At 36.9% G+C, this 12,758-nt stretch carries 11 protein-coding genes and 3 tRNA genes; 9 read left to right on the top strand and 5 right to left on the bottom strand.

All coding sequences use genetic code 11. From position 1 onward, the window contains the following. Positions 1-163 precede the first annotated feature (163 nt). The 4 genes from JF259_RS09110 to rseP all read right to left on the bottom strand — a co-directional run bounded on the left by JF259_RS09110 (position 164) and on the right by rseP (position 1,957). Positions 164-235, bottom strand: a tRNA-Arg gene (locus JF259_RS09110). A 68-nt stretch (positions 236-303) separates the two neighbouring features. After that, positions 304-377 (bottom strand) — tRNA-Asn (locus JF259_RS09105). Positions 378-463: 86 nt separating this feature from the next. Next, positions 464-537, bottom strand: a tRNA-Asn gene (locus JF259_RS09100). Positions 538-610: 73 nt separating this feature from the next. Further along, entirely contained in the window at positions 611-1,957 is a 1,347-nt protein-coding gene (gene rseP, locus JF259_RS09095) for an RIP metalloprotease RseP (protein ID WP_199115003.1), read from the bottom strand. 160 nt (positions 1,958-2,117) lie between these two features. Here rseP and JF259_RS09090 point away from each other — a divergent pair, with 160 nt between their 5' ends. From JF259_RS09090 to JF259_RS09075, 4 genes are all read left to right on the top strand, one after another. Further along, on the top strand, positions 2,118-2,786 hold the full coding sequence (locus JF259_RS09090; protein WP_199115002.1) for an SCO family protein: 669 nt from the start codon (positions 2,118-2,120) through the stop codon (positions 2,784-2,786). Positions 2,787-3,076: 290 nt separating this feature from the next. Next, positions 3,077-3,313 (top strand): FeoA family protein, encoded by a 237-nt coding sequence (locus JF259_RS09085; protein WP_199115001.1) that lies wholly within the window; start codon positions 3,077-3,079, stop codon positions 3,311-3,313. Continuing rightward, a complete protein-coding gene (gene feoB / locus JF259_RS09080; RefSeq protein WP_199115000.1) occupies positions 3,306-5,405 on the top strand; it encodes a ferrous iron transport protein B in 2,100 nt (699 codons plus the stop codon). Before JF259_RS09085 ends, feoB begins: the two co-directional genes overlap by 8 nt. Before the next feature lie 52 nt (positions 5,406-5,457). Next, a complete protein-coding gene (locus tag JF259_RS09075; RefSeq protein ID WP_199114999.1) occupies positions 5,458-5,595 on the top strand; it encodes a FeoB-associated Cys-rich membrane protein in 138 nt (45 codons plus the stop codon). 10 nt (positions 5,596-5,605) lie between these two features. Here the strand turns inward: JF259_RS09075 and JF259_RS09070 are convergent, their stop codons facing one another. Next, positions 5,606-6,259 (bottom strand): metal-dependent transcriptional regulator, encoded by a 654-nt coding sequence (locus JF259_RS09070; RefSeq protein ID WP_199115028.1) that lies wholly within the window; start codon positions 6,257-6,259, stop codon positions 5,606-5,608. 104 nt (positions 6,260-6,363) lie between these two features. Here JF259_RS09070 and JF259_RS09065 point away from each other — a divergent pair, with 104 nt between their 5' ends. The 5 genes from JF259_RS09065 (at position 6,364) to JF259_RS09045 (ending at position 12,725) form a co-directional block, all read left to right on the top strand. Continuing rightward, a complete protein-coding gene (locus JF259_RS09065; RefSeq protein WP_199114998.1) occupies positions 6,364-8,607 on the top strand; it encodes a TonB-dependent receptor in 2,244 nt (747 codons plus the stop codon). A gap of 51 nt (positions 8,608-8,658) precedes the next feature. Further along, positions 8,659-9,567: a metal ABC transporter solute-binding protein, Zn/Mn family gene (locus tag JF259_RS09060; RefSeq protein WP_199114997.1), complete on the top strand. Its 909-nt coding sequence runs from the start codon at positions 8,659-8,661 to the stop codon at positions 9,565-9,567. 40 nt (positions 9,568-9,607) lie between these two features. Next, positions 9,608-10,345 carry a metal ABC transporter ATP-binding protein gene (locus JF259_RS09055; RefSeq protein ID WP_199114996.1) on the top strand — a complete coding sequence of 246 codons (738 nt, stop codon included), beginning with the start codon at positions 9,608-9,610 and terminating at the stop codon, positions 10,343-10,345. 99 nt (positions 10,346-10,444) lie between these two features. Next, positions 10,445-11,572, top strand: coding sequence for a metal ABC transporter permease (locus tag JF259_RS09050; protein ID WP_199115027.1), 1,128 nt, complete (start codon positions 10,445-10,447; stop codon positions 11,570-11,572). Continuing rightward, entirely contained in the window at positions 11,565-12,725 is a 1,161-nt protein-coding gene (locus tag JF259_RS09045; protein ID WP_199114995.1) for a metal ABC transporter permease, read from the top strand. Before JF259_RS09050 ends, JF259_RS09045 begins: the two co-directional genes overlap by 8 nt. Positions 12,726-12,758 lie beyond the last annotated feature (33 nt).

The raw sequence follows: 12,758 nt of genomic DNA, 5'->3' as shown, positions 1-12,758 counted from the left end.
GGATAAACTTCGAATCACAAAGCCTTGCTTTGCCAGTGCTGCGCACTTCTAGCGCATTCACTTTGTGACTCCACCAGGATTCCCTTCGGCTAGACTCAGGATAAACCCCGAATCGTAAAGCCTTGCTTTACTAGTGCTACGCACTTCTGGCGTATTCACTTCGTGACTCCACCAGGATTCGAACCTGGATCTAAAGTTTAGGAAACTTTTGTTCTATCCCTTGAACTATGGAGCCATTAAGCAGCAAACATACTAAAGTTAATTAAAACAAAAAAGCCTCACGGGTCGTAAGGCTTTTCTTTGCTCCCCCTCTTGGGCTCGAACCAAGGACCCTTTGATTAACAGTCAAATGCTCTAACCAACTGAGCTAAGGAGGAATGTTCACTTTATTGGCGTGAACTAAATTAATATCTATAAATAAGTGAAACAAAAAAGCCTCACGGTTTGTAAGGCTTTTTCTTTGCTCCCCCTCTTGGGCTCGAACCAAGGACCCTTTGATTAACAGTCAAATGCTCTAACCAACTGAGCTAAGGAGGAGTGTTCGCTTCACTTTTGCGAGCGCAAATATATATATTATTTTTATATCATTCCAAATATTTTCAATCTTTTTTTAATCAAAGATCGCTTTAAAAATATCGTTTCCATTGGCAAATAAAACAAGTGCTATTAAAATGAAAAAGCCAACCATTTGCGCATACTCCATAAACTTGTCTCCCGGCTTTCTTCCAGAAACCATTTCATACAGTAAAAACATAACATGTCCACCATCAAGTGCTGGTATAGGCAATAAATTTAAAACCCCTAACATAATAGATAAAAACGCAGTAATACTCCAAAATACCTGCCAACTCCAAACATTAGGAAATATATCATAAATCGCTTTAAATCCACCAACACCTTTATAAGCTCCTGTACTCGGTGTAAAAATAGCTCCTAATTGATCCCAGTAAGAGACCATTCTATCTTTAGCCTTGGTTAACCCAACAGGAAAGGATTCAAAAAACCCATAAGATTTCGTTTCGTATTTATAATAGTTTAAGGCTTCTAATGTCTCTGAAGTAATATTCGTAGCGTAAATCATCCCTAACATTCCTTCTTCATTGATTTTTAAAGAGGTATTAAAGGTCTCACCATCCCTTAACACTTCGGCGTCAACTTCATTCCCTTTGAATAATTCCAAAGCCTCTTTTACCTGATCGGCATACCTGGTTTCTTTATCATTTATTCTCGTTATTATATCGCCTTTAACAAGATTACTGCCTTTATTAAACGAAGTATCCGGAACTTGAAAAACAACAAAAGGCTCTCGTAGATTAATAAATCTTTTTTCTTTAGAATCGATTAATTGGGCTAAAAAATCTTCAGGCAACGTTACTATCGACTGCTCCCCATTGCGTTCTATGGTAATTTCTTTTCCAAAAAGTACTTTTTCTGAAATTTGAGAATAAGTTTCAATCTTATCACCATCAACTGCTAAAATCTTATCTCCCGTTAGCAAACCTGCTTTATTGGCTACCGTGCTCTCTATTGCAAGGCCATCCTTTATGTTCTCATTAGGCAAGTATTTGTCACCATAAAAGTAACTCATACCTATATAAATTAAAATTGCCAACAAGAAATTTACCGTAACGCCTCCTAACATAATAATTAAACGCTGCCAAGCTGGTTTTGAGCGAAATTCCCAAGGCTGTGCAGGTTGCGACATTTGTTCGGTATCCATGCTCTCATCGATCATCCCAGATATTTTTACATACCCGCCTAATGGCAACCAACCAATTCCATAAACTGTTTCTCCTATTTTTTTCTTAAAAAGTGAAAATTTAACATCAAAGAATAAGTAAAATTTTTCTACACGGGTTTTAAATGCTTTTGCTGGAATAAAATGCCCTAATTCGTGTAAAATAATTAACAATGATAAACTCAATAAAAATTGAGATATTTTAATAACAAACTCCATATAGCTTCAATCAGATTTTTATAATCGCACAAAAGTAAGCTTTTAAACCAACTTTAAAAAAGACAATACGTGCATTTTAACAGGAATTTAAACTTCAACAAAACCGCAGGTGATCAATTTTCATTGTATTTTTGCATGAATTTAATTTTTACAAACACTTATGCTATCATTTTTTAAAGCATACAAAAATTTTGCTATTGTCTTTGTTATTATATCCGTTATCATTGTAACCCTTATATATAACACTTTAAATGTCTACCAACCTTTACCTATTTACCAACCGGCTATGGTGAGCACCGAACTAGTAGACAGCACCATTCAACATAAAAAGAAATACCATAAAATAGCTGATTTCTCTCTAACGGATCAAAATGGAAAAACCGTAAACCAAGAAACTTACAAAGACAAAATTTACGTAGCCGATTTCTTTTTCACCACCTGCCAAACCATTTGTCCGATTATGACAGATCACATGGTACAAATTCAAAATGCACTTAAGGACGATCCAGAAGTCATGCTACTATCGCATAGTGTAACGCCAGAAATCGATAATGTTGCTCAATTGAAAAAGTATGCTGTACAAAAAGGTGTTAACGACTCTAAATGGCACTTGGTTACAGGTGATAAAAGACAAATTTATGAATTGGCCAGGAAATCTTATTTAGCAGTAAAAGATCAAGGCAATGGTGATGCTTATGATATGATCCATACAGAAAATTTTATGCTCATTGACAAAAAACGTCAGATTCGTGGTTTTTATGACGGTACCAAGTCTGAAGATATTGATCGTCTGCTCGATGATATTTATATATTGAAAAAAGAAAAATAGCCTTTTATTACACAACTTCTCATAGTCGTTCGAAAGATTGACTAGAGATCGCTCCGCTTTTAGACAAAAGAATCCAGACCAAATAATTTCAATGCGTTATCTTTTTACTTTGGTAGTACAATTGTCTTGTCTCAATAATTTAGAATGCTAGTGGTAATTTCGGTCAAAAAAACAAAGCGCTTCAACTTTTCTAAATTTTTACCGATTTAACAACAAACTTTAAAGCATAAACTTTTAAACTTTTAAACTTTTACATTACTTTTGCTTCTTTAAAATCAATCTAAATAAGCTTGCAATACACATTAGCACACCTTAAACGCGGAGAACAGGCAATCATTACAGATGTTTCGTCTAATCACATTCCATTAAAACTTTTAGAAATGGGATGTTTACCGGGCAATGTGGTTGAGCTCGTTCAATTGGCGCCTTTTCAAGACCCTATGTATTTAAATATTAATGGTAGTCATTTAGCCATTCGAAAAGAGACCGCTATTCATATTTTAATAGAAAAAGTAGTGCATGAGTAAACAAATAAACGTTGCCTTAATTGGAAATCCGAATACCGGAAAAACCTCTGTTTTTAATGCATTAACAGGCTTAAATCAAAAAGTTGGCAATTATCCGGGAATTACAGTAGAAAAAAAAGAAGGTGTTTGCAAACTACCAAGAGGCGTAAAGGCACACATTATAGATTTACCAGGGACTTACAGTTTAAACGCTTCGTCGCTCGATGAAAATGTGGTGATTGAACTGCTTTTAAATAAAACCGATAAAGATTTTCCAGACATAGCAGTGGTTGTTAGTGATGTTGAAAACCTAAAACGCAACTTACTATTATTTACACAAATAAAAGATTTAGAAATCCCAACGCTTTTGGTCATTAATATGGCCGACAGAATGCATTACAAGGGCATATCGCTCGATATTGACTATCTAGAAAAACACCTAAAAACCAAAATAGCCTTAATAAGTACACGGAAAAAGCTAGGGATCGAAGACTTAAAAAATTTAATCTCTCATTATAAAGATTTACCTGTAACTCCTTGTTTACATGCCTCCGAAATAGACAAAGCCTATTTTGACAGCTTACGTAAAGCCTTTCCCAACCAGCTACTCTATAAGCTTTGGCTAGTAATTACCCAAGATGTGAATTTTGGCAAAACGGATAGAAATGAAATTGAAGCTGTTGCCAATTTCAAAACAAAGTCCAAAACCGACCTAAAACGCTTGCAACAAAAAGAAACAATTAAGCGCTATCAGTTTATTAACAATGTTCTTAAACAGGGACAGACCATTGATGCTTCGCAAGCTAAAGACTTGCGCACCAAACTAGATCGCGTTTTAACCCATAAAGTATGGGGCTACCTTATTTTCTTTGTTATTTTATTAACCATTTTTCAAGCTATTTATGATTGGTCCAGCGTCCCAATGGATTTTATCGATACTGCTTTTGCATCCCTTAGCGAATGGGCTAAAAGCCAATTACCCAATGGTGCATTTACCAATTTACTGGCAGAAGGAATTATACCTGGCCTTGGCGGTATTGTTATCTTTATACCGCAAATAGCCTTTCTATTCTTATTTATATCCGTTCTTGAAGAGAGCGGCTATATGAGTCGTGTTGTTTTTTTAATGGATCGGGTCATGCGCCGTTTTGGGCTAAGTGGAAAAAGCGTCGTACCCCTTATTTCAGGAACTGCCTGTGCTATTCCAGCTATTATGGCCACACGTAATATAGAAAGTTGGAAGGAACGCCTAATTACCATTTTGGTTACTCCGTTTACAACCTGCTCTGCACGCTTACCTGTTTACCTTATTATTATTTCTTTGGTTATCCCCGATGGGCGCTTTTTTGGCCTGGGCTACCAAGCACTTACGTTAATGCTTTTATACCTTATTGGTTTTGGCGCTGCTGTGTTTTCAGCCTACCTGCTCAACAAGATTCTTAAAATTAAAAGTAGAACGTTCTTTGTTGTAGAGATGCCCAACTACAAACTACCTCTTTTAAAAAATGTTGCATTAACAGTTGTTGAAAAAACAAAATCGTTTGTATATGGCGCAGGAAAGATCATTCTTGCCATCTCAATTATACTTTGGTTTTTGGCCTCTTACGGTCCAGGAGACAACTTTAACAATGCCGAAAATATTATTAAAACAGAATACGCTTCACAAAATATAACTGATGACGAGCTACAACAAAAAATAGCATCCCACAAACTAGAACATTCTTTTATAGGCCTAACAGGGCGCAGTATAGAACCTGCCATTAGACCTTTAGGCTACGATTGGAAAATAGGTATTGCCATTGTAAGCTCTTTTGCAGCTCGTGAAGTTTTTGTAGGAACACTAGCAACCATTTATAGTGTTGGAAGTGATGACGAAGCCACCATAAAAAACAGAATGGCCGCCGAAGTTAACCCTATTTTGGGAGGCCCTCTTTTCACGTTTGCCTCCGGCATTTCACTTTTATTATTCTATGCATTCGCCATGCAATGTATGAGTACATTAGCCATAGTGAAACGCGAAACCAACAGTTGGAAATGGCCTTTGTTACAGTTAGGGATTATGAGTAGCTTTGCTTATATAATTGCACTAATTGCATTTCAAATTTTAAAATAAATAGCACCCCTCTATAATTAAGGATTTATACTTATTTGCGACAAAAAAAACGATGAACACGATCATTCAAAACATACTCGTCTTTACAGCCTTAACCTTGGCTATCGTCTTTTTGGTTAAAAAATTCTTTTGGAAAAAACCTGCTCCTAAAAAATCATGCGGTGGTAACGATGGCTGTGGTTGTCATTAATGGCCTTCAATTACTGCTCCTTAATAAATAAGTTATTGGCAACAACTTGAGAAATATTAATGGTAGTTTCTCCTATTTGTATTACCATTGAATCATCAAAGGCTTCCTTAGACAATACAGTAATTTTAGAACCTAATGCAATATTATACTTATCTAAATATTTTAAAAATGCCGACGAAGTGTCTTTTACACCAACACAAATACCCTTTGCGTTTTCATCCAAATTAAACAACAATGTTTTATCGGTCTTTTTTATATCCCCCGATTTGTCCGGAATAGGATCCCCATGAGGGTCGTGTGTTGGATAATCAAGCAATTTATCTAATTCATTAATTAGCTTTTCGGATTTTATATGCTCTAATTGCTCGGCTATATCATGGACTTCATCCCACGAAAAATTTAGTTTTTCTACTAAAAACACCTCCCAAAGCCTATGCTTCCTAACTACATCTGCCGCTATTTTTTTTCCTTTTTGGGTTAACTTAACACCTTGGTAAGGCTTGTAATTAACATAACCTTTATCAGCCAATTTCTTAATCATATCAGTAACCGATGACGCTTTTGTCTCCAAAGCATCGGCAATACTATTAGTACTCGCGTTTACCGTTCCATATTTACCTAATTGATAGATAGCCTTTATATAATTTTCTTCAGTTAATGTAATCATAGCACCAAAATAATTAAACCACAAATATACTTTAATTATTAATTTAAATAAATTTTTAGATTAATCTAAATTTATATTTATATTTGCAAAAAAATAAATACATGAAATACTTAACACTTTTTTTAACCCTGTCATTATTTCAGGTAAATGCTCAAGAAATTTCAGGAAAGGTCTTTTCTGAAGGCGAACCCTTACCCTATGTAAATGTTTACCTAAAAGGGACTACAAAGGGAACCACTACCGATGAAGATGGCTATTATAAAATAACGTCTATCGAAGCAGGACAATACACTGTTGTCGCATCTTTTACCGGTTATAAAAACCAAAGCAAAGACGTTTTAATAGCCAATAACAACACAACGCTAAACTTTAATTTATACGAATCGGAACTATTAGATGAGGTTGTTGTCACTGGTACTTTAAAAGCAGTTTCCCGGTTGGAAAGCCCTGTTCCAGTAGAGGTTTATACCCCCGCATTTTTAAAGAAAAACCCAACGCCCAATATTTTTGAAGCATTACAGAATGTTAACGGGGTTAGACCACAAATTAACTGCAATGTTTGTAATACAGGTGACATTCACATTAACGGCCTTGAAGGTCCATACACATTGGTATTAATTGACGGTATGCCTATTGTAAGTGGGTTATCGACCGTTTATGGGCTATCTGGTATTCCCAACTCACTTATCGAGCAAATAGAAATAGTTAAAGGCCCAGCCTCTTCCCTTTATGGAAGCGAAGCTGTAGGAGGGCTTATAAACATTATTACCAAACTACCTGAAAACGCGCCTTTGGTATTTGCAGATACTTATACAACTGCCTGGGGCGAATACAATGCAGACGTTGGTTTTAAAGCGCAAGTTGGAAGCAAAACCAATTTGTTGTTTGGAGTTAATTACTTTAATTATAACAATCCAATAGACAATAACAACGATAACTTTACAGATTTAACACTTCAAAATCGTGTTTCTGTTTTTCAAAAATGGGATTTTAAGCGTAAAGCTAACAGGCTATTCTCTTTAGCTGGCCGCTTTTTTTATGAAGACCGATGGGGAGGCGAAATGCAATGGGATCCTACATATAGGGGAGGCGATGAAGTGTATGGCGAAAGTATTTATACAACGCGATTTGAACTTCTTGGCAAATACCAATTACCCATATCAGAGAAAATGTTATTTCAATTTTCCTATACCGATCACGACCAAAACTCGGTATACGGGAATACACCTTATTTAGCAGAACAGCGTATCGGCTTTGGTCAATTAACATGGGACAAACCCATGAAAAACCATGATATGCTATTTGGTATAGCAACACGCTATAACTTTTATAATGACAACACGCCTGCAACTGAAAAAGCAGATGCCATTGTTATTCCTTCATTTTTTGTACAAGATGAAATTGCATTTAACAAAAAACACAAGCTTTTACTAGGCGCTCGTTATGACTACGACAAAAGACATGGTAATATTTTCACACCAAGACTAGCGTACAAATTTAAACCCACCGAAAATGACATCTTTAGGCTGAATGCCGGAACAGGATTTAGGGTCGTAAATTTATTTACAGAGGAACACGCTGCCCTTACAGGCGCCAGAGATGTTATTATAGCAGAAGCTCTTAAACCTGAGCGCTCCTACAACGTCAACCTTAACTACCTAACAAAAATTTTCACCAAAAACGGCTTTATTATTGGTTTAGATGCTTCGGCATGGTATACACATTTTACTAATTTAATATTACCCGATTACGACACCAACCCTAACCAGATTATATATGACAATCTAGACGGAAAAGCCATAAGCAAAGGTCTTAGCCTAAATTTAGACGCTATGTTTGCAAATGGCATTAAACTACTTGTTGGAGCAACCGTTCAAGACGTATCGAAAACCGAACAAAACATTACCGAACGTCAAATGTTAACAGAAAGTTTTACAGGCACCTGGGCTGCTTCGTACAAAAATTACACCTACAATTTGACCATAGACTATACCGGAAATCTATACGGCCCCATGCGCCTTCCCCTCTTAGGCGACTTAGACCCCAGACTAGCGCACTCACCTTATTGGAGCATTCAAAATATACAATTTACCTACGATGGTATAAACAATTTTGAACTCTATGCCGGTGTAAAAAACTTACTCAATTGGACTCCCAACAGAGGAAACCCATTTATAATTGCAAGAGCTCATGATCCTTTTGATGAAAATGTTCAATTTGACAATAGCGGAAATGTAGTTGCAACACAGGACAACCCATACGCCCTAACTTTCGATCCATCGTATGTTTATGGACCAAACCAAGGTAGACGCTTATTTTTGGGATTGCGCTACACGCTTAAATGATTTTAATGTGCTTACTACTTTTATTATTAACTTCGCAAAAATTTTAACCGCGTGAAAAAGCTATTCTTTTTACTTATAATACCTGTTGTGTTTGGATGTAAAAACGAAAAAAAAAGTAATCAAAAACTTAATATCGTTACAACCACTACAATGATAACCGATTTGCTGACTAACATAGGCGGTAATCTCATTAACGTACAGGGCTTAATGGGTAGTGGCGTTGACCCCCATTTATACAAAGCGAGCGAAGGCGATGTAACAAAATTAGCCAATGCAGATATTATCTTTTATGGCGGTTTGCACCTAGAAGGAAAACTTGTAGAAGTTTTTGAAAAAATGGCACATCAAAATAAAAAAACCGTCGCCCTTTCTGATGCCTTAGATTCTGACACACTTATAGGTTCGGAATCCTTTCAAGGTAATTTCGACCCTCACATTTGGTTCGATATTAGTTATTGGAAGACCATTACCTCTTATGTAGTCAAAATACTCTCTGAAGCTAAACCAGAATACAAGCAAGCTTTTGAAACCAATGGTAAAAACTACATCGAAAAACTCACTACACTAGAGTCTGAAATAAACACCATTATAGAACAGCTTCCTAAAGAAAAGCGTATTTTAGTAACGGCACATGATGCCTTCAATTATTTTGGAAAAGCATACGGTTTCAATGTTGTTGGCCTACAAGGCATCTCAACAGCTACAGAAGCAGGCGTTCAGGATGTTCAAAAACTTGCTGCTTTTATTATTGAAAACAAAGTAAAAGCTATTTTTGTAGAAAGTTCTGTTCCTAAGAGAACCATCGAAGCACTAAAAGCTGCCGTAAATTCAAAAAACCACCATGTAGAAATTGGCGGCACTTTATATTCTGATGCTTTAGGAAGTGCTGGAACAGTTGAAGGAACTTATATTGGCATGTTTAAATACAATGTAAACACTATTGTAAATGCGCTAAAATAAAAACAGTCATAACAACTAGAGGTAAATCGTATATGACAAAATGAAAAACAAAATAGCTGTCCAAGTAGACGATTTAACCGTCGCTTATAATTACAAACCTGTGCTTTGGGACATTGACTTAGAAATCCCTGAAGGTGTTCTTATGGCTATTGTTGGGCCTAATGGCGCAGGTAAATCCACACTTATCAAGTCTATTCTAGGGATTTTAAAACCCATAGCCGGAAGTGTTGCTATTTATGGAAAGCCTTACGACAAGCAACGCTCTCTAGTTGCTTACGTACCACAGAAAGGCAGTGTAGACTGGGATTTCCCAACCACCGCCCTCGATGTGGTTATGATGGGCACCTACGGTAGCCTGGGCTGGATTAAACGCCCTGGACAAAAAGAAAAAAAAGCAGCCTTAGAAGCTCTTGAAAAAGTAGGCATGCTGTCGTTTAAAAACAGACAAATAAGTCAGTTATCCGGCGGACAGCAACAGCGTATTTTTTTAGCAAGGGCACTGGTACAAAATGCCTCTATATATTTTATGGACGAACCGTTTCAAGGTGTTGACGCCACAACAGAAATAGCCATTATCAATATTTTAAAAGAGCTTCGTAAAGCAGGAAAAACAGTAATTGTTGTACACCACGACCTTCAAACAGTTCCAGAATATTTTGATTGGGTAACCTTTTTAAATGTGAAAAAGATAGCTACTGGACCGGTTAAGGATATTTTTAACGACGATAACCTAACAAAAACTTATGGTATTAACTATAAAGTAGTAGTTAGCGACTAGTTGTTTAGTTGAAAAATGAATTATGGATGAACCAGAGTTTAAATTCGAAAACCTTAAAAGTTTTAAATTATATCGATCTAACCCTAAGTATTAATTACTATAGATTTTTTAGAATACATACAACTCGTCTTTACAGACTACACGCTTAGAACCATCACGCTCGGAACGGCTATTTTAGGTGCGGTTTGTGGTATGCTAGGGAGTTTTGCCGTATTGCGAAAACAGAGTCTTTTGGGCGATGCCATTTCACATGCTGCGCTACCGGGCATTGCTATTGCCTTCTTAATTACTGGAGCCAAAGACACCAACACCCTATTACTGGGGGCTTTAATTAGTGGACTTGTTGGCACCTTTTGGATTCAGGGCATTATTAGTAAAACCCATTTAAAATCCGATACCGCCTTGGGGCTTATCCTTTCCCTGTTTTTTGGATTTGGTATGTTACTATTAACATATATTCAAAAGCAGCCTAACGCAAATCAGGCTGGATTGGACAAATATTTATTCGGACAAGCGGCAACACTTGTTGAAAGCGATGTTTGGCTCATGAGCATAGTTACAGGCATTTGTCTTTTGGTATTGTTGCTTTTCTGGAAAGAGTTCAAGATTCTTTTGTTTGATGCAGATTACACAAAAACACTAGGATTTAATACGAAGTTTATAGACATTTTAATTACAACGTTTATTGTATTGGCTATTGTTTTAGGATTGCAAACTGTTGGGGTTGTACTTATGAGTGCCATGTTATTAGCTCCTGCCGCTGCTGCTCGGCAATGGACCAACAGTCTAAGTATGATGGTATTCCTGGCCGCTATATTTGGTGCCTTTTCGGGTGTGTTTGGAACCGCTATTAGCGCTAGCCAAAATAACCTGTCCACAGGCCCAGTTATTGTTATCGTTGCTGGTATTTTTGTACTGATTTCCTTTGTGTTTTCACCAGGAAGAGGCCTGCTCTTTAAACAAATACGGTTTATTAAAAACCGTCGCGATTTAAAACTACATAAAACCTTGGCATTTATGTACCATATCGCCAAAACGCATGAAGACATTTCACACCCACACACGATAAAGATTTTAAATAACTTTCAGGGCTACACAAAGGGAACACTTCAAAAGTTAGTAGACAAACGATATGTAAAACTGGAAAGCGGTAATTGGAGCCTAACTAACGAAGGCTATAAAACAGCAGCTAATTTATACAACCAACAATCCGAAAATAATGAGTAGCGCCCAATTGGAAATACAGCTGATTGCTAGTTTGGTTGCCATAGCCTGTGCCATTCCCGGAACCTTTTTGGTACTTCGTAAAATGGCCATGATAAGTGACGCTATTAGCCACTCCATCTTACCCGGTATTGTTATTGGCTTTTTCATTACGCAAGATCTAAATTCGCCCGTACTTATTCTTTTAGCTGCACTTACTGGAATTATTACAGTAGTGCTTGTAGAATACATACAAAAAACGGGGTTAGTAAAAGAAGACACCGCTATAGGTTTAGTATTCCCTGCACTATTTAGTATTGGCGTGATATTAATTGCAAAGAACGCCAACGATATTCATCTAGACGTCGATGCGGTTTTACTTGGAGAACTTGCCTTTGCTCCTTTCGACAGGCTCCTTGTTTCAGGAGTTGACCTCGGTCCAAAATCGTTGTGGATTATTGGAACCATTCTACTTATTACAATCACACTTTTAATAGCTTTCTTTAAAGAACTTAAAGTAAGCACCTTCGATGCCGGTCTGGCATCGGCTCTGGGATTTTCCCCTATGGTAATCCATTACGGCTTGATGACGGTTTCTTCTGTTACAACGGTTGGTGCTTTTGACGCCGTAGGCGCCATATTGGTTGTAGCATTAATGATCGCTCCCGCAGCGAGTGCCTACCTAATAACCAACAATTTAAAACGCATGTTAGCTTACGCTATTTGCTTTGGTGTAATCAGTGCTGTTTCAGGATATTGGCTCGCCCATTGGCTAGACGCTTCCATTGCTGGATCTATCACATCTGTTTTGGGGATCCTTTTTTTAACAATCTACTTATTTGCCCCCAATAAAGGCATCATAGCTATTCTATACCGGGAAAAACAACAACGCACTGAAGTATCATTACTTACATTTTTGTTGCATTTAAAAAATCATACCGATGAAACCGAACGCCATGTTAATCATCTTAACGAGCATATTAACTGGCAAAAAGTGCGCTCAAAGACGGTTTTGGATTTAGCGCTTAAAAACAATATGATTCGTATTGAAAACAAAATTGTTTCACTTACAGAAAAGGGCAACGATTTTACTACTCAGGCAATCGACTACATTATTACCAACGAAGACTCACAAATAGAAGGCATGAAAGACGACTTCTTTTTGTTTAGGGGGTAATAACATTCAAAACGAATCGTATTTGTAGCAAAA

This window comes from Snuella sedimenti (assembly GCF_016428595.1).
Classification (GTDB): Bacteria; Bacteroidota; Bacteroidia; order Flavobacteriales; family Flavobacteriaceae; genus Snuella; species Snuella sedimenti.
Note: the sequence above shows the minus strand (reverse complement) of the source record. Positions and strands in the feature narration are given on the sequence as shown.

Excerpts from the sequence above, each read along its gene's own strand:
- rseP (WP_199115003.1), bottom strand. The coding sequence starts at position 1,957 with ATGGAGTTTGTTATTAAAATATCTCAATTTTTATTGAGTTTATCATTG.
- JF259_RS09090 (WP_199115002.1), top strand. The coding sequence starts at position 2,118 with ATGCTATCATTTTTTAAAGCATACAAAAATTTTGCTATTGTCTTTGTT.
- feoB (WP_199115000.1), top strand. The coding sequence starts at position 3,306 with ATGAGTAAACAAATAAACGTTGCCTTAATTGGAAATCCGAATACCGGA.
- JF259_RS09075 (WP_199114999.1), top strand. The coding sequence starts at position 5,458 with ATGAACACGATCATTCAAAACATACTCGTCTTTACAGCCTTAACCTTG.
- JF259_RS09065 (WP_199114998.1), top strand. The coding sequence starts at position 6,364 with ATGAAATACTTAACACTTTTTTTAACCCTGTCATTATTTCAGGTAAAT.
- JF259_RS09055 (WP_199114996.1), top strand. The coding sequence starts at position 9,608 with ATGAAAAACAAAATAGCTGTCCAAGTAGACGATTTAACCGTCGCTTAT.
- JF259_RS09045 (WP_199114995.1), top strand. The coding sequence starts at position 11,565 with ATGAGTAGCGCCCAATTGGAAATACAGCTGATTGCTAGTTTGGTTGCC.